This is a genomic window from Paenibacillus sp. YIM B09110, assembly GCF_037167145.1.
GTDB lineage: Bacteria > Bacillota > Bacilli > Paenibacillales > Paenibacillaceae > Pristimantibacillus.
Window position 1 is genome coordinate 223,602 of record NZ_JBANSP010000005.1, and the last position, 24,502, is coordinate 248,103.

Annotated in this window: 35 protein-coding genes; 4 read left to right on the forward strand and 31 right to left on the reverse strand. The window is 46.2% G+C overall.

Annotated features, from left to right (window positions below; genetic code table 11):
• The first annotated feature begins 162 nt into the window (after positions 1-162).
• Positions 163-1,050 carry a VOC family protein gene (locus V8F51_RS09775; RefSeq protein ID WP_337100010.1) on the forward strand — a complete coding sequence of 296 codons (888 nt, stop codon included), beginning with the start codon at positions 163-165 and terminating at the stop codon, positions 1,048-1,050.
• A gap of 15 nt (positions 1,051-1,065) precedes the next feature.
• On the opposite strand, the gene V8F51_RS09780 is transcribed toward V8F51_RS09775, so the two are convergent.
• Entirely contained in the window at positions 1,066-1,920 is an 855-nt protein-coding gene (locus tag V8F51_RS09780; protein WP_337100011.1) for a helix-turn-helix transcriptional regulator, read from the reverse strand.
• A 153-nt stretch (positions 1,921-2,073) separates the two neighbouring features.
• On the opposite strand from V8F51_RS09780, the gene V8F51_RS09785 reads away from it, so the two are divergent.
• The gene (locus tag V8F51_RS09785) at positions 2,074-4,158 is read left to right on the forward strand and encodes a beta-galactosidase (RefSeq protein ID WP_337100012.1); all 2,085 of its coding nucleotides are present in this window, start codon (positions 2,074-2,076) and stop codon (positions 4,156-4,158) included.
• Positions 4,159-5,104: 946 nt separating this feature from the next.
• Here V8F51_RS09785 and V8F51_RS09790 read toward each other — a convergent pair.
• The 3 genes from V8F51_RS09790 to V8F51_RS09800 are packed head-to-tail and all read right to left on the reverse strand — an operon-like array spanning position 5,105 to position 6,491.
• A complete protein-coding gene (locus tag V8F51_RS09790) occupies positions 5,105-5,629 on the reverse strand; it encodes a YfiT family bacillithiol transferase (RefSeq protein WP_337100013.1) in 525 nt (174 codons plus the stop codon).
• Positions 5,619-6,077, reverse strand: a complete 459-nt coding sequence (locus V8F51_RS09795; RefSeq protein WP_337100014.1) for a GNAT family N-acetyltransferase — start codon at positions 6,075-6,077, stop codon at positions 5,619-5,621. Before V8F51_RS09795 ends, V8F51_RS09790 begins: the two co-directional genes overlap by 11 nt.
• Positions 6,078-6,089: 12 nt before the next feature.
• Positions 6,090-6,491, reverse strand: a complete 402-nt coding sequence (locus V8F51_RS09800) for a zinc ribbon domain-containing protein (RefSeq protein WP_442956413.1) — start codon at positions 6,489-6,491, stop codon at positions 6,090-6,092.
• A 74-nt stretch (positions 6,492-6,565) separates the two neighbouring features.
• Between V8F51_RS09800 and V8F51_RS09805 the strand changes: the two genes are divergently transcribed.
• Together V8F51_RS09805 and V8F51_RS09810 are read left to right on the forward strand one after the other, a co-directional pair.
• Positions 6,566-7,507: a ribose-phosphate diphosphokinase gene (locus tag V8F51_RS09805; RefSeq protein ID WP_337100015.1), complete on the forward strand. Its 942-nt coding sequence runs from the start codon at positions 6,566-6,568 to the stop codon at positions 7,505-7,507.
• Between the two features lie 151 nt (positions 7,508-7,658).
• Entirely contained in the window at positions 7,659-8,552 is an 894-nt protein-coding gene (locus tag V8F51_RS09810) for a hypothetical protein (protein WP_337100016.1), read from the forward strand.
• A gap of 79 nt (positions 8,553-8,631) precedes the next feature.
• On the opposite strand, the gene V8F51_RS09815 is transcribed toward V8F51_RS09810, so the two are convergent.
• From V8F51_RS09815 to V8F51_RS09945, 27 genes are all read right to left on the reverse strand, one after another.
• Positions 8,632-9,048, reverse strand: coding sequence for a hypothetical protein (locus tag V8F51_RS09815; protein WP_337100017.1), 417 nt, complete (start codon positions 9,046-9,048; stop codon positions 8,632-8,634).
• 44 nt (positions 9,049-9,092) lie between these two features.
• Positions 9,093-9,686 carry a GNAT family N-acetyltransferase gene (locus V8F51_RS09820; protein ID WP_337100018.1) on the reverse strand — a complete coding sequence of 198 codons (594 nt, stop codon included), beginning with the start codon at positions 9,684-9,686 and terminating at the stop codon, positions 9,093-9,095.
• A gap of 12 nt (positions 9,687-9,698) precedes the next feature.
• Positions 9,699-10,109, reverse strand: a complete 411-nt coding sequence (locus V8F51_RS09825) for an NUDIX hydrolase (protein WP_337100019.1) — start codon at positions 10,107-10,109, stop codon at positions 9,699-9,701.
• Positions 10,110-10,141: 32 nt separating this feature from the next.
• Entirely contained in the window at positions 10,142-11,077 is a 936-nt protein-coding gene (locus tag V8F51_RS09830) for an acetamidase/formamidase family protein (protein WP_337100020.1), read from the reverse strand.
• A gap of 25 nt (positions 11,078-11,102) precedes the next feature.
• Complete coding sequence (locus tag V8F51_RS09835) at positions 11,103-11,477, reverse strand: NUDIX domain-containing protein (RefSeq protein ID WP_337100021.1); 375 nt, start codon at positions 11,475-11,477, stop codon at positions 11,103-11,105.
• A 72-nt stretch (positions 11,478-11,549) separates the two neighbouring features.
• A complete protein-coding gene (locus tag V8F51_RS09840; protein ID WP_337100236.1) occupies positions 11,550-12,431 on the reverse strand; it encodes a class I SAM-dependent methyltransferase in 882 nt (293 codons plus the stop codon).
• Positions 12,432-12,468: 37 nt separating this feature from the next.
• Positions 12,469-13,014, reverse strand: a complete 546-nt coding sequence (locus V8F51_RS09845) for a GNAT family N-acetyltransferase (RefSeq protein WP_337100022.1) — start codon at positions 13,012-13,014, stop codon at positions 12,469-12,471.
• A 4-nt stretch (positions 13,015-13,018) separates the two neighbouring features.
• Positions 13,019-13,735 carry a class I SAM-dependent methyltransferase gene (locus V8F51_RS09850; protein WP_337100023.1) on the reverse strand — a complete coding sequence of 239 codons (717 nt, stop codon included), beginning with the start codon at positions 13,733-13,735 and terminating at the stop codon, positions 13,019-13,021.
• Positions 13,736-13,782: 47 nt separating this feature from the next.
• On the reverse strand, positions 13,783-14,376 hold the full coding sequence (pgsA, locus tag V8F51_RS09855) for a CDP-diacylglycerol--glycerol-3-phosphate 3-phosphatidyltransferase (RefSeq protein WP_337100024.1): 594 nt from the start codon (positions 14,374-14,376) through the stop codon (positions 13,783-13,785).
• 21 nt (positions 14,377-14,397) lie between these two features.
• A complete protein-coding gene (locus V8F51_RS09860) occupies positions 14,398-14,910 on the reverse strand; it encodes a hypothetical protein (protein ID WP_337100025.1) in 513 nt (170 codons plus the stop codon).
• A gap of 21 nt (positions 14,911-14,931) precedes the next feature.
• Complete coding sequence (locus V8F51_RS09865; RefSeq protein WP_337100026.1) at positions 14,932-15,513, reverse strand: DJ-1/PfpI family protein; 582 nt, start codon at positions 15,511-15,513, stop codon at positions 14,932-14,934.
• Positions 15,514-15,540: 27 nt separating this feature from the next.
• Positions 15,541-16,041 carry a GNAT family N-acetyltransferase gene (locus V8F51_RS09870; RefSeq protein WP_337100027.1) on the reverse strand — a complete coding sequence of 167 codons (501 nt, stop codon included), beginning with the start codon at positions 16,039-16,041 and terminating at the stop codon, positions 15,541-15,543.
• Between the two features lie 21 nt (positions 16,042-16,062).
• On the reverse strand, positions 16,063-16,719 hold the full coding sequence (locus V8F51_RS09875; protein WP_337100028.1) for an HAD family hydrolase: 657 nt from the start codon (positions 16,717-16,719) through the stop codon (positions 16,063-16,065).
• 41 nt (positions 16,720-16,760) lie between these two features.
• A complete protein-coding gene (locus V8F51_RS09880) occupies positions 16,761-17,345 on the reverse strand; it encodes a hypothetical protein (protein ID WP_337100029.1) in 585 nt (194 codons plus the stop codon).
• A gap of 17 nt (positions 17,346-17,362) precedes the next feature.
• On the reverse strand, positions 17,363-17,950 hold the full coding sequence (locus V8F51_RS09885; protein ID WP_337100030.1) for a hypothetical protein: 588 nt from the start codon (positions 17,948-17,950) through the stop codon (positions 17,363-17,365).
• 55 nt (positions 17,951-18,005) lie between these two features.
• Complete coding sequence (locus V8F51_RS09890) at positions 18,006-18,557, reverse strand: nucleotidyltransferase family protein (protein WP_337100031.1); 552 nt, start codon at positions 18,555-18,557, stop codon at positions 18,006-18,008.
• Positions 18,558-18,578: 21 nt separating this feature from the next.
• Positions 18,579-18,902, reverse strand: coding sequence for a hypothetical protein (locus V8F51_RS09895; protein ID WP_337100032.1), 324 nt, complete (start codon positions 18,900-18,902; stop codon positions 18,579-18,581).
• A 24-nt stretch (positions 18,903-18,926) separates the two neighbouring features.
• Positions 18,927-19,331 carry a GNAT family N-acetyltransferase gene (locus V8F51_RS09900; protein WP_337100033.1) on the reverse strand — a complete coding sequence of 135 codons (405 nt, stop codon included), beginning with the start codon at positions 19,329-19,331 and terminating at the stop codon, positions 18,927-18,929.
• A gap of 17 nt (positions 19,332-19,348) precedes the next feature.
• Positions 19,349-19,855, reverse strand: coding sequence for a hypothetical protein (locus tag V8F51_RS09905; RefSeq protein ID WP_337100034.1), 507 nt, complete (start codon positions 19,853-19,855; stop codon positions 19,349-19,351).
• Positions 19,856-19,969: 114 nt separating this feature from the next.
• Entirely contained in the window at positions 19,970-20,446 is a 477-nt protein-coding gene (locus V8F51_RS09910; RefSeq protein ID WP_337100035.1) for a hypothetical protein, read from the reverse strand.
• 81 nt (positions 20,447-20,527) lie between these two features.
• On the reverse strand, positions 20,528-21,109 hold the full coding sequence (locus V8F51_RS09915; RefSeq protein WP_337100036.1) for a histidine phosphatase family protein: 582 nt from the start codon (positions 21,107-21,109) through the stop codon (positions 20,528-20,530).
• Positions 21,106-21,594 (reverse strand): GNAT family N-acetyltransferase, encoded by a 489-nt coding sequence (locus V8F51_RS09920; protein ID WP_337100037.1) that lies wholly within the window; start codon positions 21,592-21,594, stop codon positions 21,106-21,108. Before V8F51_RS09920 ends, V8F51_RS09915 begins: the two co-directional genes overlap by 4 nt.
• 33 nt (positions 21,595-21,627) lie before the next feature.
• Complete coding sequence (locus V8F51_RS09925; RefSeq protein WP_337100038.1) at positions 21,628-22,143, reverse strand: GNAT family N-acetyltransferase; 516 nt, start codon at positions 22,141-22,143, stop codon at positions 21,628-21,630.
• Positions 22,144-22,160: 17 nt separating this feature from the next.
• Positions 22,161-23,003, reverse strand: a complete 843-nt coding sequence (locus tag V8F51_RS09930) for an aminoglycoside phosphotransferase family protein (RefSeq protein WP_337100039.1) — start codon at positions 23,001-23,003, stop codon at positions 22,161-22,163.
• Positions 23,004-23,048: 45 nt separating this feature from the next.
• Positions 23,049-23,477, reverse strand: a complete 429-nt coding sequence (locus tag V8F51_RS09935; RefSeq protein ID WP_337100040.1) for a GNAT family N-acetyltransferase — start codon at positions 23,475-23,477, stop codon at positions 23,049-23,051.
• Positions 23,478-23,536: 59 nt separating this feature from the next.
• Entirely contained in the window at positions 23,537-24,064 is a 528-nt protein-coding gene (locus V8F51_RS09940; RefSeq protein ID WP_337100041.1) for a GNAT family N-acetyltransferase, read from the reverse strand.
• Positions 24,065-24,087: 23 nt separating this feature from the next.
• Complete coding sequence (locus V8F51_RS09945; RefSeq protein ID WP_337100042.1) at positions 24,088-24,498, reverse strand: DUF1801 domain-containing protein; 411 nt, start codon at positions 24,496-24,498, stop codon at positions 24,088-24,090.
• Positions 24,499-24,502: the final 4 nt, after the last annotated feature.

A 24,502-nucleotide genomic window follows, 5' to 3' on the forward strand; every position in this document is an offset into this window, starting at 1 on the left:
CTCCCGATTTGATGAAATGAGAACATTATACTAGCATTCCCAATTCATGTATGGATGAAGCAGGGAAGTTTCAATTGTACACTTCACTTTAACAACTAATAGTTATATACTTATTATTAGTAAGTAATTGATTATGAAATTTCATTTGGAGGGTGCAGCGAAATGACGATACCATTGGATCAATCGATTTCACTCGGCGAGGTTAAGCTGCGAGTTAGCAATCTGGAGCGTTCGATCCGTTTCTATGAGGATATTGTAGGATTAAAGCTGCTTGTGCATAGCGATGATGGTCAATCGGCCATGCTTGGCGTAGCGAGCGAGAATGAAGAAGCCGCTAAAATATTGCTCGTGCTGGAAGAAATCCCGAACGCCGTCATTCCAAGAAGACGTTCGCATGCCGGGCTGTACCACTTCGCTCTCTTGCTTCCTGATCGCAAGTCGTTATCGCTCGTTGCCCGCCATCTAACTTCGGCAGGCATTCCCATAGGACAAGCCGATCATCTTGTGAGCGAAGCGCTATACATCTCCGATCCCGATCATCACGGCATTGAAATATACGCCGATCGCCCTCGCGAGGAGTGGCAGCGTGACGCCAAAGGCGATTATGTTATGGCTAACGCCCCGATTAACTGGGATAGCCTGCTAGCAGCTAGCCAAGGGGAAAATTGGAGCGGACTGCCGTTCGGAACGGTCATGGGCCATATCCATCTTCATGTCAGCGACCTCGGATCATCGCGTGCGTTTTATATCGATAAATTCGGCTTCGACATCGTCGGTGACTACAAGGAAACGATGCAGGCACTGTTCATATCCGCCGGCGGCTATCACCACCATATCGGGATGAACGTATGGGCTGGCGTCGGCGCTAGCTTGCCAGGGGCGGATTCCGTCGGATTAGACTACTATACGATTGTGTTCCCGAATGCGGAAGCACGCAAGCAGCTGCTTGAGCATCTGCGCAGCAACGGTATTACAGTTACAGAGAGAGGCGAAATCGCCATCGTTTATGATCCGACTGGCATCGAGATTCGCCTGCGTTATCGCAGGTAGACCAGCTGGAGTATTCTATGTCCTGCCCGCGCTTTGTCCGCGTATCGTACGGTATTGCTTCGGCGAAACGCCTTCCGCCGCCCGGAATACACGGATGAAATAGCTCGTCTGCGAAAAGCCCGTTCGGGCGGCAATTTCCGTTATCGGCAGCACGGTGGTGGCAAGCAATAGCTTCGCTGCAACGAGTCGGCATTCCGTCACGTAATGATTCGGCGTCTTGCCCATTACCTGTTGAAACAACCTCAGAAAGTGAAACGCGCTGTAACCCGATAGCGCCGCCATTCGCTCAAGCGTCCAGCCTTCTTCGCAGCGATGGCGGATTTGGTCGGCCGCGGCGCGGATCACATTTTGTTTCTCCAATCCAGCCGAGCCCTCGAGCCGCACCGAATGCTGAGCGAGCTCCACTAGTATTTCGTAGAGCAGCGCCGATAGACGCGGCTCATTCCTCGTTTCGAACGGACGGCATAACCCGTACATCTCCTCCGTCAGCTGCTTGAACCTCTCCTTGTTGGAGAAGGTGAAGAACCAGCTCCCGAAATCCTCTGCTTCCCTCAGATGAGGCAATTGAATCGTTGTGTCAAAATGAATCCACCGCACATCCCAAGTATCCTCGGGGATCGTCCCGTATTGCTGGTACGCGCCGCGTGGAAACAGAAAGCCGTCTCCCGCCTTCAGCAGCAGCTTCTCGCCACCCGTATTGTTCACTGCGTACCCGCTTCCACTAAAGATGAAATGCAGATTGTAATCCATCATTTGTCCTTGTTCTCTTCGCTCAGCATGCTGTGGATAGTCGTTGTACCTCCCGAGCGAATCCGGGTAGCACACATATTCAGAGAACGCAGGCTTCGGTAATACGTAATGCTCCAGCATCATTCGCCCCCCCATTGTCCAACTCCGCAATATTCTAATATCAATAGCAGTATATTATTATTTACGATTTTACATATCGTTTTTACAATGATTAATATACACTACTACCGCAATATAGTCACACTAGAGCGATATCCAAGGAGGAATTTTACATTGAATATAACGAATACTACCCCGCATGCCGATGCGCTTGAGGAGTTCAAGCTTGGCGTCTGCTATTACCCTGAGCATTGGAAAGAAGAGCTATGGGAGGACGACTTCCGCCGGATGCGCGAGCTCGGTTTCACGGTCATCCGAGTTGCCGAATTCGCTTGGTCGATATTCGAACCGCAAGAAGGCGTATTTGAATTTGGGCTATTCGATCGCGCGCTTGATCTAGCGCATAAGCATGGACTGAAAGTGATTCTCGGCACGCCGACTGCTACGCCGCCAGCTTGGCTGACACACCGTTACCCTGAGGTGCTTAACGCTACGGTAGAAGGCGTCGTCATGCAGCATGGCCTTCGCCGCCACTATAACTATAGCAGCCCGAAATACCGTGAGCTGTCCGCCATTATTACGCGGAAGATGGCCGAGCAATACAAGAATCATCCGGCTGTCATCGGCTGGCAGATCGACAACGAGTTCAACTGCGAGATCGGAGAGTTCTATGCGGAAGCGGATCATATTGCCTTCCGCGCATGGGTAAAGGCAAAGTATGAAACGCTGGACCGTCTGAATGAGGCATGGGGAACCGTGTTCTGGAGCCAGACATATTCGGACTGGGAACAAGTATTTCTTCCGCGAATCGGTCCGGGAGGCAAGCAGCCGAATCCGCATCTGGCGCTCGACGAGAAACGGTTTATTTCCGATAATACGATATCATTCGCGAAGGTTCAGGCCGATATTTTGCGTGAGCTAGCTCCGAATCATTGGGTAACGACGAACGGCTTGTTCGGACATCTTAATAATCACCAAATGACTGATGAGCTGCTCGATTTCTTCAGCTACGATTCTTATCCGCAATTCTCGACTATTTATTTTGATCCGAACGAGGTCAACCCGCTCGCCGACAGAGGCTGGAGTCAGTCGCTCGGCGCTGTTCGCTCGATCTCACCAAACTTCTGCATCATGGAGCAGCAGGCCGGTCCGGGCGGCTGGGTGAACAAGATGGATATGCCGTCCCCTAAGCCGGGACAAATGCGTCTATGGACATATCAATCGATCGCGCATGGCGCGAATATGGTGCTTTACTTCCGCTGGCGGACAGCGACGTTCGGCACTGAAATCTATTGGCATGGCCTTAACGATTACCACAACCAGCCGAATCGCCGCGTGCGCGAGGCCGGTCAGATCGGCGCAGAGCTCGCTGCTGCCGGCAACCGTATAGCCAGCACCCGCTACACGGCGAACATCGCTTTGGTTCGCGACTACGACAACGAGTGGGATGGCGAATACGATATTTGGCATGGGCCGTTCGCTTGGGCAAGCGGCAAAGCTTGGTTCAAAGCGCTGCAGTATCGCCATATTCCTAGCGATACGTTATTCATCCGCGCAGGGACAACGCTTGCCGATTTGCAGCGCTATAAGGTGCTCGTCTACCCGCATCCGACCATTATGCGCGACGAAACGGCTGCGTTGCTGGAGCAATACGTGCGAGAAGGCGGCATCGTCATCTTCGGCTGCCGTACCGGCTACAAGGACGAGCGCGGTCATTGCTACATGCGGCCATTCCCTGGCGCCGCAGCCGGGTTATGCGGTATTTCCGTAGAGGAGTTCACGATGGTTAAGGGAACTCGCGCACCTATGTCGATGACCTGGGAGCAGAAGTCTGCGAACGGGGAGTCGGTTGTGACTGGCGCAGACTCGTTCAACGATGTGCTTCTGCCTGAGGCTGATACGGTGGAGGTGCTTGCAAGGTATGCGAGCGATCATTATGCGGGCAAACCTGCCGTCACACGTAATCGCCTTGGTTCAGGCGAGGCATGGTACTATGGCGCGGTGTTCAACGATGCTTCCGCAGATCAAATCATCGATCTGCTAGGACTTGCAGCGCCGACGCAGGATTGGCTGCAGCTGCCTATGCAAGTCGAGCTTGCGGTGCGCGAGGACGAAAGCGGTCCGCTCCACTTCCTGCTCAACTATAGCGAGCAGCCGGCTGTTGTCACGATCGGCCAGCCGAAGACCGACCTGCTTACAGGACGGCAGCTTAGCGGCGAAGTAACGCTCGAAGGTTACGGCGTCGTCGTATTGAGCTAACTCGAGCAATAAGTAAACAAGAAGCCTCCAGTGCTGCTTAACTAGCAGCTGCCGGAGGCTTCTTCGCATCTTCGCATATTTTTGGCATTCAGTGGCACTCCCGAGCATAAGACGGACTTCCCATCCTATCTCCTCACAGTAACCTATGTTTGCGCGTCTAGGATGGATTTCTCATCCTATTCTGTCCGCAAGCTCGCTGTAACCTTCAACTTCGGCTCGCCAGCCGAGCATAAGCCGGACTTCCCATCCTATCTCCTCACAGTAACCTATGTTTGCACGACTAGGATGGATTTCTCATCCTATTCTGTCCGCCAGCCTCGCTATAACCTTCAACTTTGGCACGCCAGCCGAGCATAAGCAGGATTTCCCATCCTATCTCCTCACAGTAACCTATGTTTGCGCGTCTAGGATGGATTTCTCATCCTAGTCTGTCCGCAAGCTCGCTGTAACCTTCAACTTTGGCACGCCAGCCGAGGATAAGCCGGACTTCCCATCCTATCTCCTCACAGTAACCTATGTTTACGCGTCTAAGATGGATTTCTCATCCTAGTCTGTCCGCCAGCCTCGCTATAACCTTCAACTTTGGCACGCCAGCCGAGCATAAGCCGGATTTCCCATCCTATCTCCTCACAGTAACCTATGTTTGCGCGTCTAAGATGGATTTCTCATCCTATTCTGTCTGCCAGCTCGCTGTAACCTTCAACTTTGGCACGCCAGCCGAGGATAAGCCGGATTTCCCATCCTATCTCCTCACAGTAACCTATGTTTGCGCGTCTAGGATGGATTTTTCATCCTATTCTGTCCACCAGCCTCGCTATAACCTTCAACTTTGGCACGCCAGCCGAGGATAAGACGAACTTCCCATCCTAATCTCCTCACAGTAACCTATGTTTGTGCGTCTAAGATGGATTTCTCATCTCCTATTCTGTCCACCGCCGGCGACCTCTTATAGGCTAAGCCGCTCTCGAAGCGACGTGATGTGCGCAACATGATGTTTACCATGCCATGCGTACAATCCAACATTATAGTCAAGACGGATCGTCTTCTTCGATTCCGGATGAATGAACGAACGCTCGAAATCCGCTTCTTTCATCGCCTTCAACAGCACAACCCATCGCTTATGCAACGACTTTAGCATTGTAATGGAAACCTCAATGTCTAAGCTAAGGGAGTCCTCAAGCTCGGCCCACCGATCCTCGTAATAAGGTTTAATCGTCGGCTCGTCCTCCGTTAGCGCCAGCTTAAATCTCGTCAAACTGTTCATATGGCTATCTGCCAGATGATGCACGACTTGACGCACCGTCCAGCCTCCGTCGCGATAAGGCAAGTTCAATTGCTCTTCGGTCAAGCCTGCAACGGCTGCCGCTACTCTCACTGGCAGTGCCTCAATTTCGCTGATCCACTGCTCTCTCTGAGCTGCGGAGCATTCTCCTGTAAATTCAAATTTCCCAATCGGGTATCTAAGATCCATGTTGTGCCTCTCCTTTGATATGATGATTGCTCTCCAAGCGCATATACACGCTTCGCTCCTTGAATCCTAACGATGCCCAGAAACGCCGGCTCGTTTCGTTCCACTCCATCACTTCGATATCTATGATGCTCGTACTAAGCAGCTCCGTCAACTGCCGAAAGGCCGCCTTTCCATAGCCCCCTCTCCTGCAATGCCGACAGATAAAAAAATGCCGCAAGTACAAAGGCCCTCTCGCATGATCAACCAACGCATAACCTTTGACTTCGCCATTTTGCTCAAATAGATAAGCGGTATAAGAGGCATCAATCCATGCTCCCATTCTATCTTTCAGCTGGTTCTGATCCATCTTGTTATCATGCTTCTCGTCCTCGATGAGTTGCTTGTTCAACGCCGCCAGCAAATCCAGATCATCATCTAAACCAATTCGAATGCTTAGCCCCTCTATCAATCCAAATCACCCTTAAAATAAAATGTCCAAACCCGTCCCGAGCTTGCCGCTCTTCTTCTGGCGCAAAATATCCGGATCGTACACCTCAACATATCCGCAATCCAGACAGGAGACGAATAAATAATGGTTATGCTGGATATCCATCAGCTTGCTGAGCCCCGTTCCGGTCATCGCAACCTCCTTGATACTGCACTCCTCGAACTTGCACTTTACGCATGTAAAGCGGCTTATGATGTGATCCTCCACGCTGAGCTGCAGCTCTTCGTCGACTGAACCTTGTTGTCCGCCATCCATTACTTCGTCTACGATATCGTCAAAATCCGCATCCTGATCCTCATACAAACGTTGTCGGCACTTCGGGCAACGTTTGTTCACGATCTCGACTTCGTTATGACACCAAGGGCATTCGATCATAATGATTTGTTCTCCCTTCCTTAGTTTGTTATGATTGAAAAAAAGAATGCTGTCTTTCATTAGGAGGATCACAGGTGCAAAAGGTCAAAATATTTTCCGGTTCCTCTAACAAACCGTTAGCTGAACAATTGTGCAAAGAGCTGAACATTCCGCTTGGAGACGTCGCTATATCCCGCCAACAAAGCGGCGAAATTCATGTTTCCTACGGCGAGTCCATTCGGTCATGCGACGTGTTTATCGTCCAATCGCTATCCCATCCCGTAAATGAACATTTAATTGAAATGCTCATTATGGTCGACGCCGCCAAACGCGCATCCGCCAAAACGGTCAATATCGTTATGCCCTACTATGGCTATGCCCGGCAGGAACGTAAGTCTGCGCCTCGCGAACCGATTTCAGCCAAGCTCGTTGCAGATGTACTTACTACAGTCGGCGCGAATCGCATTATAACCGTCGATTTGCACGCTGATCCGATTCAAGGCTTTTTCGACATACCGGTCGATCATTTGACCGCGCTCGATTTAATCATTGACTATCTAACACGCAAAAAAATAACGAACCCGGTTGTCGTCTCTCCCGATGCCGGACGGGCTACTACCGCCGAGAAACTGGCAGGTCGCCTGAATTGTCCGTTTGCGATCATGATCAAAAACCGTCCTGCCCACAATCAGTCCGAGATTACGCATATTATCGGTGATGTCGAAGGCATGACGCCGATTATCATTGAAGATTTGATCGATACAGGCAGCACGATCGTCAATGTCGTCGAGGCGCTTAAGAAAAAAGGCGCTCACGATGCTTACATATGCGCGACCCATGGCGTGTTCTCAGACAACGCAATAGGAAAGCTGACGCATCCGAATATTCGCGAGGTCGTCATTACGGACACGATCGCCATTGACGAGAACCATTCCGATAAATTCATCGTGCTTCCGATGTCGCCGATTATCGCAACAGCGATTAAGATTATTACCGAAGGCGGATCGATAGCAACGTTGTTTAAATCGGGTTCGTAAATGTTCGGAATAAGCTGTCCCTAAGCAGATAAAATCTGCTATGGGGCAGTTTTTTTATACCTAGAATGTGGAAGGTTAAAAATTATTAATCGGACATTACCCCCTATATCCGCTATGATGATCGAAAGTTTAACGTAGAGGGGGCAACATGATGGAGAAAAAACGTTGTTTATTTTGCAGCGCTCTCGTATACGTTGCAACAGAGAGCGATTATGACATTTACAATGACTGCTATTGTGCGCCTGACGGCAATTACAGTCTTCATAGAGAAAGCTATGAGCTAATCCATGTCTTGTCGAATCCGATTAAGATGCATCTCTATACAAGTATATCCGGCTATATTCGTGAGATGACCGATTGCGGCGAGTCTGTATCACTGACATTCGAAGTCTTGGATTCGATTCGCAATAGCTCTGCCATACCGGTTTCCGTAGAGGAGAAGGGCGCACGCTTGCTCCAATATTTGTATAGGCATTCCGACAAAGCCGGAGATGCGGTTACAATCCATCCGCTAAGCCAACACTTTAATTTAACGTATTCGCCCACCATGCAAGAGCTTGTGTATATCATCGAGAAGCTAAGAGAAGAGCAGCTCATCGATCGGGAAGGCATGAGGTTCAAGCTGACTGAGAAAGGCTGGAGCGAGGCAGTGACGAGAGCCGCAGGCAGAAAGATGAAGCCTTGCTTCGTCCTGATCGCCGGCAGCCCGGATGAGTTTGCCGATTGGTCGGATAACTTATTGCCTAAGCTGGAGCAGTGCGGTTACTTAGTAAGGCTAGTCAATTATTCCGGTCACAGGCGCGCGGACCATCCTACGCCTCAGCAAATTGCGGAAAGCAAGCTCGTTATTGCTGACGTTAACGCCGATGCGCCTGAACTGTTTTTTGATGCGGGATATGCCGGCGGCAAAAAAATCAACGTCATATGGACGATTAACCACAGTCGCGTAGACACCAGTCAAATTGTCCATCATTCCCTAATTCGCCCAATCGTATGGGAAACGACGGATGAGTTAGGTGCGTTGTTGCAGCAAAGACTGAGCTGACGAGGCCTCGATGGGTAATCATCCTTTTAGGAAAAAAACCAACTCTACTGATCGGGTACAGCAGAGTTGGTTTTCTTTCTTATTTTTGTATTTTGAAGGTGAATTTCCAATCGGCGCTATTGCCCGAATATCTTCCTCTATTTTCCGTTACCGTTACCTTTAATGATTTGCTTATCGTTTTCGTTACGTTAGCCGCTTTGACGGACAACGTCGCAGTACCCGATTCAGGGATCTTATCCTGCTCCTCGGCGTACGCTTTAAGCTTGATGCTGTCTGTCGTTTTCAAGGTCAGCGTAACCGTGCTTCCTGTTTTGACTTCCTTGCCATTCACATACGCAGCCGCATACCACTCATTGCCTACATGGTTATTTTCAACTAACTCCATGCTCACTAACGTTACCTTTAACTTCACTGTTTTCGCTTCTGCCGACACCGGATGCACTAGAAGCATGGATATCAGAGACAAAACTGCGATACTTTTCAATAATTTAAACAATGAGAGTGCCTCCCTCATATATACAATTTTTAACTATAACCATTCTATCTAAATTGCAATAATCCTTTATCTCTATCTCTATCTCTATCTCTATCTCTATCTCTATCGTATTCAATCAACCAGCAATCGCGATATTCGCCTTCATGAAGCTCATGCTTCGGTAGCAGCTTTTTCTTAACGAAACCACACTTTTCATATACCTTAATTGCCCTTTCGTTCCAAGCCTGAGGGTCCATTACGATCCGAGCAGCACGGTGTTGATCAATGAGGTATTGAACCATATCCTTGATTAATCGCGAGCCAATCCCTCGATTCCAGTACGTCGGTTCTCCAATGAATTGATCCATCCCTAATATGTTGCCGCTGAATTCAACGTAGCCATATTCCTCTTTTTCTTCTTCATCAATCTCGTAAAACTGTATGTACCCAATCGCTGCCGATTCATATAGGATGACACATCGTGTGGCAGTATCCGCCTCATCGTAGAAATGCTGCTGAACGAGCGCCTGGTCATGCGGACGATCTCTCCCCTCGTAATACTCCAGTACAACAGGGTTAGAGAGCCACTTCTCCAGCAAGACCGCATCATTAGGCTCAAGCGTCCGGATGCTTAGCTCTTGATTTTGGAACAGAATCATTGTGTTTGCTCCTCACTGCAGTTGCTCTGTGTATGCTATCCACTTCTCTACGAAAAGATAGAACATGTCGCCGAAGTTCAAGCCCTCCGGCAACGAATCTACGAACTTCATTTCTTCTATTTCATAATTAGGCAAGCTTTCAAACTCTTTGATCTCCGCAGCGAACACCATGCCATAGCTGCCTCTCCATAAATAAATTCCGAACGGTGCTATATCAAATTGAATCGCTCCCGTTTCTTCGTACAGCTCCCGTCTTGCGGTATCCAATATCGCTTCTCCCGGCTCACGGTTTCCGCCCGGAATCTCCCAGCCGCCTCGTTTACGATTTTTGATAATCACGAATTGCCCATTGAATCGTGCGATTATAACAGCGAACTTCATGAGGCCCTGATCGATTTCATTCCATTCATGCCACCCGTTCATAGCCGCCAATCCCTCTTCTCAATTACCTTGTTTTATTTGAATACACCATGTGGCAAAACAGCGTGAACACCCTTAACGCCATTCACAATCTGCGTTATTCTAAGATCGATAACAGCACTGCCTAAAGCGATTGCTTCTACTCGGTTCAAGCCGTACAACTCTCCCATTAAGTCGAGCATGCCGTCCAATGCCTGTACAGTCGCTTCATTTAGGTCCTCATGGGATCCAAAAGTAATCCAACCTGACGGCGTATTCGCTCTCGGGTTTTTCAAGGTCTGGTTTTGTAATAATTCAACCGTGACATCAACCAGTTCCATAGGACATTCAATAGCTTGGCAGCTTACTTCGCCATCCCCCTGCCGGGCATGCCCATCTCCTATCGCAAGGTATGCTCCGTCAACCGGAATCGGCAAATATAAAGTGCTTCCCGCTACCAGCTCTTTGCAATCGAGATTTCCTCCGCAGAATCGAGGTGGCCAAGTCGAATGAATGTCCGCTTCATCAGGCGGCATGCCGATAACTCCCATGAAAGGCTTAAGCCCAACGGTATAGGCGTTGTCTCTGATTCGGCATGTGCCCTCCATCCTTTTATTATCCAGCTTCCAATCTAACGTTATTTCCTCATATTCGGTCAAGTGAAGCCTTTGATTTTGCCAATTCGGATACTGTCCAGCTGCGGTGAATCCATATGAGCCAGGAATGATGTCGTTGAACGTGATACCCAGCGTCATGCCCTTTCTCGCCTGCTCCACATAGATAGGACCTATCAACGCATGACCGCCGTCGAGCTTCTCTCTCCTTGAATAAGGTTTAAAACGGTCCTTATTGCTTGGGCCTTTCCCCCAGCCTGCATCCAGTGTCTCAAATCGCAAAGAATCTCCTGAAGCCACCGAAATAATCGGTGTTGCTTCTGTAGTAAAAGAACCGATCAGCGCAGCTTGTTCTAATTGGATGTGATGTTTGGCCATACAGTCGCCTCCAAATAATCAATGATTACTCTTCCAATATCTTACGGAGGTAAGAACGAATAATTGGCTTATCCGCAGGGTTAATCTCCATTGGAAGTGCCTGGGCAGGGAAAAACGCAAGTTCCTTCACCTCAGCCTCTTCCTTCCGAAGATCCCCCTCGTATTCTTTGCATAGGTACGCTGCCACCACATTGTATACTTCGTCGCCGTGAGGATACCGATAGTACTCTTCCATCGTTTCTCTGGGCTCAAGTGCGCCACCCGGCAGTCCCCATAAGCCGTTGTCCACACGGAGCTGCATAAGTACTCTCTCTTGCTCGTCTATGACTAGGACACATGCTCCGGCCATAATCAGCGGCCTTGTGCCAACAACTTTTCTAAGATCCATAATATAACCCAATTTGATATGCCCCCTTGAGCACCTTTGGCTGCTAACACCATACCAAAATGAATTCAATTGCACATTGTTTTCTTACACATGCCTAACCGTTCCAAATGAAATTTTCATATTGGGCGCATAGGTCAGCCATGACTCTTCATGAAACAGTTGCGAGAACGACAGCTCTGCCTCGTATTGCTCCTTGGCTTCTTCCTCTTTCAACCCTCTCGCTGTTAGGCTAGCGATGAGCGCCTGCAAATCACCAGGCTGTTGACCAATACCTTCATCTCTTAGCGACTGATACAGCTTATCCCTTGCTGCTGTTTCCATCTTTGGATTCAAGAAGTTGACTCTGTCGCTTATTCTGCACTCTACATCCGCTAATCCTAACTGACTCATAAGAATGGGCAGCTTCATCCCGATATTGCCGTCCTTGCCCGTTCGCCTCGCATCCGCCTCGAATAGTTGCTGCAATAGACCAAGACGAATAACATCCGATTGTTCCGCTCCTTCTAGCCTGTAATTCGACATGTTGCCAATCCAATGCGGCTCGAAGGCTATTACTTTCCCACTATCCTTTACACTCGCAATCATTTTCCTAACGATTTCCTGAGGGTCTGTCATATGCAGCAGAAAGGCATGACACCATGCTACGTCATACTTACGTTGCACTCCGACGTCCTCAATATCGCCTACAATAAATGTAGTTTGATAAGGCGACCCGTTAAATAGCTGCTCTGCACGCCGAATCAGTTCTTCGCCCTTGTCGATGCCCGTATAGGTAGAGCCTTCCGGCAGCATTGGAAGCAGCTTAAGTCCAAGATAACCGTAACCGCAACCGTAATCGACAATGTTGATCGGACGATTTATTTTCCAAACCTTCTCAACAAGAAAAGCAAGATAATCATCGTTGTAATACAGCCAGCGTGTCTGACTTAAATATTCAATTTGGTTATCCCAGTAGTAATCTGACATCGCTTCCACCTCTCTCGCCACACAATAGATCAGCTAACTAATCAACAGCCATCCATGCTTGCTTTTCCAATGTCATCTCCATGCCATTCCAATATTCGCCGTTTAACGCCTGATACAGCTTCCTCTTGGAATAGGTTTTGCGAAAGCCCACTTTCTCATAGCAGCGTATGGCTCGTACATTAATATGATACACATTAAGGAGTATCCGCTCGAGATCAAGCTCCTCAAATCCGATGCGCACTAATGCCTGAAGCACTTTTGTGCCTATGCCTAGACCTCTGTCTTGCTCCGAATGAATTAGGAATCTGCCAACTACCGCTTCCTTGCGGATGGAATCGATTCGACCAAGTTGAACAGACCCTATCATTCGCTGTGTCTCGCAATTAACGATTTTGTATATAAGTACGCCCGCTTCAATGGAGTGAATTCCCTTGCTATAGTGCTGTTCCATCTGTTCAATTGTTAACGGATAGGTATACGTGCTTCCCGCCCATAGGTACATGAAATCTCTATCCTGAGCGCTCACAGCATCCGCAATGATAGGCAACTCCGATCGATCAAGCGGCTGCAATCCGATCTTCATTCCCTCAGTCCTCCTCCCGCTTATCTCTAGCTACGAAAGTGATGCAATCAGTCGTCAGCTTAACAGGTATGCCGTTTCTATCAATATCGTAAACAAGAGTTCTGACATGTCTTCTCTGCACGTCCCAGCTTGCATATTGTACGTCCAACAATTGCAGCATACGCTCCGTGGATATGTTCACTTCAAACATCGGATCCAGCTCCGCATTGGTATAAAGCGCATGCTCTTGGATATTCGAGCCTATAATGATGCAATGGATACCGCCCTGCTTCGTCCCGCGGACCATTTCGCCTAACTTGTCTGCGAGTACCGCTTCCGAGCTTACATGTTCAAGAGCAGATACAGCTACTATGAAGTCATACTCAGAAGAAGCTATGTTGAAATGCTCAATATCAGACAACCTCGCGTCGATATACGACTCTACTCCGAATTGCTTGCTATTTTCCAGTAGACCAGCAATAGCGGATTCTAACAAGTCGACACATACGACCCTGCCTTGTCTCCCAACCAACGATTGAGCAATAGGAATGCTGTTCCGTCCAATCCCCGCACCTAGATCAAGCACGTTCAGTTGTTTATAATCCTTGAACTGTTCCAACACTTCAAGGACCGTCTGGACCGGTCTATGCAGCCATGAGCCCGGTTCGAATAATTTATGCTCTTCGTAGCAAGCATCATGGTACTTCTTCTCTTCGTCTCGTATTCTCTCGACTCTATTCACGGCCTCACCTCATGGTTAGTTTCATGCTGCCCCAAATCAAATATGGATTACAATTTCAAATCCAGTCTATCGTAATTCATTCTGAGATAATTGTACCCGGAGTATATGGTTAGCGTCACCGCAATGAGCATTAGAGCGATATCGATAGGAAAGTTTGTTAGAGAAATATAAGGGGAATTGTTAAGCATGACTGCAGCAATAGCAATAACTTGAAATACCATTTTGATCTTGCCATGCTTATCGGCTGCTAATGCGATGCCTTTGTGCGAAGCTGCTACTCGAATAGCTGTAATGATAACTTCTCTGCCGATAATAACCACAGCCATCCAGCTTGGCACCATTTGCAAATAAACAAGCATAATAAGCGCAACTGAAATCAGCAGCTTGTCAGCGAGCGGATCAAGCAGCTTGCCGAAATTAGTAACCATGCTGTACTTTCTCGCGATATAACCATCCAGCTTATCCGTTGCCGCCGTAAGCAAGAATAGGACTGCAGCATATATCATTCCCCATTCATTGAGATGGGCGAACAGCGGCATTTTATTTTCTAACCAAAGGGGGTATGGTTGTAAGACGATTATGAGCAGTGGGATAAGGAATATTCGTATTAGCGTGATTTTGTTAGCGAGATTCATAAGCATCCACCTTCTAATTCGGAATTGTTAGGAAGCTTCCGTACGCTGCTCCAGTATGTTCAGAATTTCGTCATTCCGCTTCACAATAAATCGCTTCCCAGCATGCTCTTCGGTCAAACTCAGCACCTGATGGATGCCTTCACGATCATAACCTCTATTCCATTCAAAAATCATTTGTAACAGATTTCTAAACGTTTGCTTATAATTCCATGACTCTATTCCGATTCTCATCTTCACGAACCGCCAAATGACCCGCGAATCGCGAGCCAACCTATTCGGTCTTAACACAAAAATGAAATCTGCTTGCTTGAACGTGTCTTGGCCCCACTTATAGTGAACGCCTTCCACGATCCACGACGCACCGCTCAAAACTTCAGTCAGCTTCGCATCTCTAACTTCTTCCGGATACTTCAAGGCGTCTTGGCTTCTATCCCACACGATATTATCCAGTTCACAATAAGGGATTCCATACTTCTGAGACAGCTGCTTTGCAATGAATGATTTCCCGCTGCCGCAAGAGCCAATGATACGTATTTTCAAGCAACCAGCTCCTAACATCATTTACACTTCAACAATTCCCTCAGTCTCATACGGATAATCGATTTGTTTCTTGATTATATGAACAGCCTCTCCGGAAACCAACAGTCCAACGATATACAAGGCGAGATCGATGGATGTGGATACACCACCGCCTGTAATCACATTACCGTCCTTTACGATCCTGGACTTGATGACTTCCTTGCAATATGGCTCGAGAAGCTCATATGCGCTTGGATTCGTCGTTGCTCTCTTTCCTTCTAGGAAACCAGCAGCACCAAGCAGCAACGCACCCGTGCAGACGGAAATGACGTGTTGTGCTCCCTGTGCTCCCTTCAGCCATGTAATGAATTCCTCGTCGAATCTAAGCTGGCGAGTCCCCATGCCGCCCGGCACGAATAACATGTCGTATTCAGAAAGATCAGGCTTGACCTTATTGACTTTAATAACAAGCCCCAGCTCGTCAGTAATCTCATCCTGCAGTCCGCAGAAATCCCATGTCGTCCCCTTCGCCTGCTCGAACAAATTTAATCGATAGATTACATCATAAAAACCTATGAGGTCCAGAAACGTAATGCCGTTGAACACAACCAAAGCGATTTTCATACAAAAGCCCCCCTTAATTGTTCCTCTTTACTTCTTCTCGTACAAGTTCGCGCTCCAGCCTTCGCTATCCAATCTTCTTACATACTTGAAGCCCAGATCTCGATAATATTGATTCAGCCTCGGATTCGCCGCCATGCAGTCCAGTCTAACGAGTGACTTGCCGCTTTGCCGTATTTGCTCCTCAGCCGAACGAATCAAACAACTGCCAATCCCTGACCCTTTATAATCTCGATTAACTGCAAATCTGTGAATATATCCCGCATCCGTGCTATCAAGCTCTTGCCAAATGTAAGGATCCGACCAAGTAATCACATAAGTCCCTACTGGAACACCGTTCAGCTCTGCCAAATACATATTCGAGCCATCGTTCATAAATTCAATGACCTGCTCAAGATGAAAATACTCCGGCCGCCACTGCTTAATCCCATTCGCCAGCAGCCAACGCGCAGAGGACTGCCATAGGTTTAGAATGGTCTCAGCATCCTCATGCATCGCCTCTCTAATAACAACATCAGTATCTACAATCAAATCCCCGTGCCTCCTGCCCTATCAGCTAAATGTCGTAAGTAATTGATCCAAACTTATTTGACTCAGTGAATCAACGCGCATATCATAACTTTCAAACTTCATAGCTTTGGTGACTTCATTGGGAGTAACGACGCAATATAGCCCCGCAGCCTTTGCCGCCCTAAGTCCGTTCAATGAATCCTCAATCGCAATCGCTTCCGTCGGCTCAATACCCAGCAATTCGATTGCCTTCAAATACAGTTCGGGACTAGGCTTCACCTGATTAACATGATCTCTGCCAACAACAAAGTCAAACTTATCGATCAGATCATATTTGTCCATATATTTATGAATCCATTCTAGGGATGAGCTCGAAGCAATTGCCGTACGAAGCCCCTTGTTCCTAGCGAGCGACAGGTAGTCTATAACTCCCTCGCGAAGTACCTGCTTATCCATGTGCTTCTTGTAGTACTCTTTGGACTTGGCCGTAATGTCGTCGCGATCAATCGGTGTATTCAAGCATTGACCGAGATACTCATACGGATCAAACTCTGCGAATGTAGTACCTATACATTTGCCCCATAGCTCCAAAGGAAGCTCTACCCCATAGCTGCCGTATACCTCTTGAAACGCAAAGTACCATGGTGTCTCGGTATCAATAATTGTGCCGTCAAAATCAAATATCAACGCTTTGATCATCGTCTCTCGTTCACCTCGCCATGAAGTTCAATTCAACAATGCTAGTCCCACCAGCTAAAAAGATCATTCGTCAACGATAGCTCATCAGCGTTTTCACAAAACTTCTCAAACTCCTTCTTGAGCCGCTTCGATACATATTGTTCCGACACAGCTAACGAATCAATTGATACTCTGTGATCATCCCGATTAGGACTCACAATGTAGCCGCTAGCCGTAACTTGAGGATGCAACATCATGAATTCGAATATTTCTGCTACCGAAGGCGAATTGTTTTGTCGGTCTTCAGGATTTAAAAAATTATTGATATAAAGCTGCTCAAGCATTTGGACATCTAGATTTTTGAAATACACAATATCGAATTTCGAATCGTTCCAGTTCATATCAATCCCTAGCATTTCATCCCTAGCCTCGTGATCATTATTGTACCTGTACGAAGACTGACCCTTCATTTTTTCTAAAGTCAAGGGTACTGGAGTAAACGGCTCACTCGGATCGAACTGCTCCGTGTGAAGGTCATATGTCGGAGGTAAATCAACGACAATCGGCTCTTTGGAATACTGCCTTCCGCATCCCTGGATAATGAGAGTACAACAAACGATTACACAAACAAATGCTAACTGTCTCAAAATAGACCTCCATGTCATCATTCAATTGTGCCTAGGAATAAATTGAAATCTGGGAAAATCTCATCCCAGCAATGTATCATAGACGACAGCGTATCTGCTTTAACCTGTTCGGTAATGCCCAATTCCGCAAAATTCCAGTAACATGCGTTCATAAAGATCTGTTGCCAATGCTCTCTTATAAGCAGCTTACTATCATTCATGTTGATACTCATCTTATCTTTCAAATATATAAATTGCTCAACTAACGATTTATTATCGAGCGTGTTCCCTTCCTGCTCGAGTCCCATATAGTCATTTCCATAGAACACGTCAACAAGTTGGATGCGCCCTAAAATGTTTTGGTTAAGCTCTTCCACCTGCTCCGATGGAATCCATAGTTCATTATGCATGCCCGCTCCAACCACTTGTTCTTCAAACTGATCAATGAATGGACTCGCAACTTTAAACTCTGTCACGAACCCCACATACCCTGAAAATTTATCCTTTGTGTTCCAGGATCGAGCGATTTGATCAGCGTAGGGCTTATTCAAGACCGGATAGAAAATAGGCTGCTCTGGCAGCCGTGGCGGAAAACCTTTCAAATCTCCATCTAACATTAATTTCATCTCGTATAATCCTACTGGTCGATATAACGTTCTCATTTGCTTCACTCACCTTAACCTATGTCTCTTCTATAAGCTTCAGTTGCGGCCAAGTCTTAAGCCATCCCTTGCTCGCAACTCTTTGGTAGAAATAATCCTTATCGTGAAAATACGGACTTTTTCTTATTGCTAGATTGAATAAGTCACCCAGCCCATGCGGTGAAATAATCTCGATCTGATCGTCGGCATTCAGATAGATTCCTAGAACCGTAACCGTCTCGGGCCATCTTTTCATGGCATCCTCTACTGAATGGTACGGCTCTGCTAGATTGCGGAGATGCATTCTAGCTTGGTTTTTCACCGACCAATTGTAATGTGGATAGCTATCGATTAAGATGGATTCCCATCTCTTCTCCGTTTGTTCCTCAATATCATTAGGATCATAGTAAACAATATCAACATCGTTTAATGGAGTTGATTGCTCATAGCCATGCATGTGATCCCACACATAATTACGTACATACCCGGCTGATATGCACCAACTAGGTAGCTCCAATTGTTGAACGATACGCAGATCTCTGAGTAGGTTTTCTTTCGTCAGCAGGATCTGAATCAACTTATCTTTTTGCAAGACGATCAACTCCAGCTCTTATTAAACAGCCTTTCTTTCTCTATACCGCCAAAGGAATATACCCAACATAATAACTACAGCTATTATGGAAGAAAAACCACTTAGAATAATTCCTCCTAAAGGCAGCGTTTCTATGGACCAGCCTATCCCCGCTGTAAAACAAAAGGTCAGCCACAATACGATACCTACAGTATAAAAGATAATAATAAATATAATTCCAGAGGCTATACTCATTCCTTTGCCGCCGTATTTGATATAAAGCATGGAGATCATTTTATAACCAAACAACCAAGGAAGTATTAGGTACAACAAATATATCCACAAACCATATGTTGCAATATCCAACTTAGCCAGCACCCCTAGATATGCTTATTTCTTTCTAGCGATTACGAAAGCTCTTTCTGACTTTTCGAAACCGATTCGAGGATAGAAATCTACCGCCCCTGGCGCGGAAAGCAATACAAGCGAGGTCTCATCACCTAAAACATCTTGCAGTTTTTGAACTAAAGCCTTACCGATTCCTTGATGTTGATAGTTCAGATCTACGGCTAGATCGGACAAGTAGCAGCAATAAGAGTAATCCGTCAGTGCTCGCGCAATTCCAATCAGCTTGTCATTGTCCCATGCGCTAATCGTAATATCGGCGTTGTCTATCATCCTTTGGATTCGTTCCAGGTCCTCATGCGGTCTCTTAATCCCTGATGCTTTAAATACTTCTGCAACCTCCGAAGCCTGAAGCGGCTTGTTTACTAAATAAGTAATCAATGCTGCCATCCCCTTTTCTAATTATGCTAATCGTTTTCTAACTCTATATAGTCAACCGTGTTGTTAAGTATAATTTCGTTCATCTTAGCAATCGCTTTTGGAGCAGCCGAATTATATTCGACGTACAACTCCTCCACGCTTTGGAACAAGACCTTGTCTTCCTCTACATCAGTCGGAGAGACCATGCGTCCTTGCTCACCAGTCTTGTTCATATTTTTAATTAGATGCTCTATACGCTCGAGTAATCCCGCTAGGTCATCATTGTTGAAATACCGCAATCCATTCTTAAGTCCGTCCCAAGATCTCAGTTCAATCATAGAGTAAGCCGTGAACCAATAAAATTCCGCAACGGAATGAACATGGTTATGAAACGCGTAAAACAAAAATAGCGCACGCTGGCCCTCGTTCAACTCGTTATACACTGCTGCTTTAGTAGCCAAATCCTTTGCCCGAACAGAGAGCAGCATCGGTTCAATACACTTCCAACTGAGCTGTGGCGACTCAAGATCCGCTTTCGTTAATGTAGCTTTCAAGGCATCCCATCCTCCTAGAACCGCATCCAATATCGCCCTTTTCAGATAAATAAAAACAGCCCTCAAATGGAATTGTAACCCATTCAAAGGCGAATATCATTAACAATTATTCCGCTAATCAACTTTCCAAGATTGTGCGATTTGAATCAATTGTTCTCTTGCCTGCTGTTCATTGCCACCTATCACTTGTCCCTCCAGGTAATAGGTTCTCATCATATCCGGCTTGCCCTGAATCGGCTTCTGGATGTAGATCCAATACATGACTACGTCCGGGACAGGATTGACGGCCGATCCGCCATGTACGAATCGAATCATTGTAGCCTCCCCTGTTGGCAAGCTGATCGATTCCGTGGCTGTTATCTCCGAATGATTAGGTATGCTAACATAATCTCCAGGACCATCCTGTTGGCCGACGCTTAGTTTGAGATTGTTCCAAACAATTGGCTCATCCTGTTCGGACAACGTAAGGTGCACGACATTGTTGGCCGATTCGTTAGCATCTGGTTTATTAAACAATGCCGCAATGACCAAAATCAAAATGATAAGCAAAACAATTAAATAAGTTGTTAGATTATTTTTCCTTTTATGCATAATAGCCGCCCTTCTGTAGGTACTCGCCAGTAGCCATGTAATGCTTAAAAATTAATCTCCTAACACTTTCTAACCACCAAATCACACTTTTTGAACATCCCATAGTCGTGTGACTGTTTTTAATTCCAATCCTTCAAACTCTAGCTTGTACACATCGGGTTTGTCGGTTCGCGTCCAGAACTCAAATCCATAATACGGGTCAAAATATCCCATCATCAGCGTCATCACGTTACCGTGAGTTCCAATCGCAATTTTGCTGCCGTTATGTTGTTCCAAAAGGGGCTTCAGTACTGCAACAGCTCTGTTCTGACATATCAAATTCGATTCTCCGCCAGGCAGCGCATAACTTGGATCTTCGAACATTCGCCGTACTGCCGGCACGAATTCCTCATCCAAAATCTTATAATCATCGTCTGCGAAACGCCGCTCTCTCAAATCTTCAATCTCGATAATATCCAAATTAAGTTTATGAGCTAATCCTTCGACCGTGAGACTGGCCCTGGCATACGGACTGGACAAGATTAGGCTGATTCCTTCATTAAATAACAACTTTGAAGCTTGCTCGGCTTTCCTCTTTCCCTCAACCGAAAGCCCTCGCGTCCGTTCGCTGCCTTCCGCATAAGGCGATTCAGCATGTCTGACCATATAGATAGTCGTAGTCATGTGCATGTCTCCCTCTCAAACTCTTGCATTGGGCCTTTATTGTCTTTTCTTCTTGTCTCCACATAGTTATCGCCGACGTACTCTTTAAGCGTCTTTCTCCAAAACTGCTGCGCAGGCAAGTTCCAATCGAATTGACTAACTCGCCATTTACCTAAGTAACGATTAAATACTTTAATAGCCGCATCCTTGCCTATTTTCTTATTTCGGTATTTCCGCAAAACAAAAAAATGATTGAAATAATTGATTTCTTCCTCCGGAATTATTCTAACCACGGCGAAACCTGCAATTTTCCCATCATATCTAATAAAATATAAGTCCATGTTGCTATCTTCAAACCAATTTCTCGAATCAAAGTCCATCACGAACATACCGTTCTCATGGATGTCGCTGCCGCTTAACTCGGACAAATCATAAGCAGCCAATTCGACGAGCTTATTAAGCGCAGTCACGCCATCTTCCCCGATCATTTCTAATGAAACATCCATAAGAGCACTCCTAAACGTATCTTCATATTTGTTTTATCCGAAAAATGCGCTTGGATATATTAACTCTCCTTTAATTCTCTTCAATGCATTCTCCTGCAGCTCGCATACCATGAAAACATCATCTGAAACTTCAAACTGCTTTAACTCTAAGCCATATGACCGAGCTGGTTGAAATCCAAACTTGGGGTAGTATGTCGGATGCCCGATCAACAGTACAATGGCATAGCCGAGCTCTTTGCCTCGCTGCAGCGCTTCATGTATTAATTGTTTTCCTACACCTTGCTTCTGGTGATTAGGATCGACAGCTACTGGCGCAAGAGCAAGTACTTCGTAATGCTGCTCTCCGTCAACAACATCAGCCTTACTGAGCAGAATATGTCCAATGATAACCCCATCTTCTTCAGCAACGATCGAGAGCTCCGGTACAAAATAAGAAGTTTCTCTTATACGTTCCACCAATTTCGCTTCGTCTTCCCGATTGCCAAAAGCAGCAAAATTAACTTGATGCACCTGAGCATAGTCAGCCTGATTTTCCGTTCGAATCCTCATAGTCATAGGACACCTCACTAACTTAAATTCTCTAGCAAGCTTTCATCTAAGTACTGGCTGTTCTGCAAAATGCTCCTCACCCTTGCAATCGTATCCTTCCCTCTAGGAAGATCGGCAATCCGATTAAGCAACACCCACCGGAGGCAAGCAATGGCCTCTAATAGCTCCAGCTCTTCTTTGGTGTAATGACTTTCAGCAAGACAGGCCGATTGAAAGACTGAGCCATACCTCTCCCCAACATAAATCCTTATTAAAACAGTGGACCACCCCATATCGTATCTTGGGTCGCCGAGTTGGCCATTGGTCCAATCAATAATCGTATATTTACCATCAATCTCGAGTATATTGCCTAAGTTATAATCACCGTGAATGATGTTATTCTGTTTGATGTCACTGTTTTCTAAGAGCTTAAGCAGTACATCCTTAATATCCATATGTTCTTCTATCGACGGGTAGAAATAGCCGACAAAGTCATGCTTCTGAAGTATCGATGAATCCAGCTTTTCTAAAGGATATCTATGTATGCCGGTTAATATTTTGACAAGTTTTTTGATAGAAGATTGATTTACTTTCCTAACGGGAATCCCATCATAACTCGTCAATAATACCTGATTCATCTCTTTATCGATGCCCCAGCCAATAGGTTGCGAGACAGACAATCCTTGATTATGCAGTGCCTCTAACAACCTATACTGATTACCTACATTTGGCTTCGAGGATCGATTCCATACCTTAAGGACATAGCTAGACTCATTCGAACAAATCTTTGTTACTTCTGCTTCAAGACCAGCATCCAACGGTACGAAAGTAATCGAGCTGCTATCGTCTAACAGTGAATCCACAACCTCGCTCTTTTCCATCCAATCCACGTTTCTTAATCGGTTATGCATTGGCTTCACTACCTTTCACATCAGTTCTCCGCTATGAACGACTCCGAACATACCCGTCATGCCGTCATGCTTATTGATCCCGAATTTATTGTAAAACGACTCTTTCCCGCTAGCCGCAAACAAGCCAACAAATGATTTATCTGGTGCATTTTCCTTGAGAAACTGTTGGATAGCAGCCATTATTTTATTACCGATACCCTTGCCCTGATGCTCAGGTTTGACAGCTATATCTTGAATGTAGAAGTAGATTTTGCCGTCTCCCACTACTCTCCCCATCCCAACGATCTCATCCTCATATTGAATGACAACACCGAATAAAGATTGCTTTAATGAGTCGTCTGCCACATCAAAGTTCATGTACTCTTCCCAGCCAACCGAAACACATAGCGCTTTATATTCTGCCAATGTAGGTATTCTGTTTAATGTAATGTACTCGTTGCTCATTCCATTCACCCTCTAATTTCCGTTAATATTGTTTTCTGCCTTCACCATGAGATGAATGACTAAGAACCGAATTCATTTTTTAGAATGGAGAACAAATACGAATCATGAAACCTTCCTTTGAACCACAGATGTTCTCTTAAATGACCTTCTTGCTTCATACCTAATCTCTTCATTACATTCGCGGAAGGACTATTTCCAGGGCGGCAAGTTGCATATATCCGATGAACATGAAAGGTTTCAAATCCTAGCTTCAATATCGCATGCGCCGCTTCTGTCGCATACCCTTTTCCCCAATAATCCGGGTTAAAGCTATAGCCGACTTCAGCGTTATGATCCGCCACATAAATACCGCAGCCGCCTATGAGAAGGTTAGTATCTCTTAGAACAACAGCGAATTCATAGTCGGTTCTGACCTCTGCTTGTTGCTTGCATATTTGCTCCTCTACGTATCGTTTAGTGTCCTCTTCTGTATTCGGTCCCCAAATAGTATACTGCGTAACCTCTTCTTTGGACGCGTATTCGTGCACTTGCTTCCAATCCTCATATACGAAATCACGAAGTATTAGTCTTTCTGTTTCGATGTGCATACCCTGTCCCCCTTTCATTAGCTCTACTTAGTAGCCGTTGCTTCCAGCCATTTGGCGACCGTTTCTACAAGTTCTGCTCTTTGGGACTCAACATCATTCATACTTGTTAATTTAATTATGGCTCTGTCGGCAGTTGCCCACTCTAGCAGCCTAGACGTATCCTCTAATTGAGACTTAATGTCTATACGCTGTTGTACCTTAGCCCTTGTATGCAAAACAAGCCGAATAAAACCTTTTCCCTGAAGGTTAAAGGTGATTCGATCGTCATTATTGAAACAAAAACTAGGCGCATTCCATTTGATTTGTTCTGTAATTTGGTCATCCACACCTAGAATCAATGCGCGAACTTCCTCAATGACATCCTTCATAGGATGCTCGAGCGCATTCATAAACTCAGCTACTTTCTCCTGACCAGAACGTTTATTAGCAGCCATTATT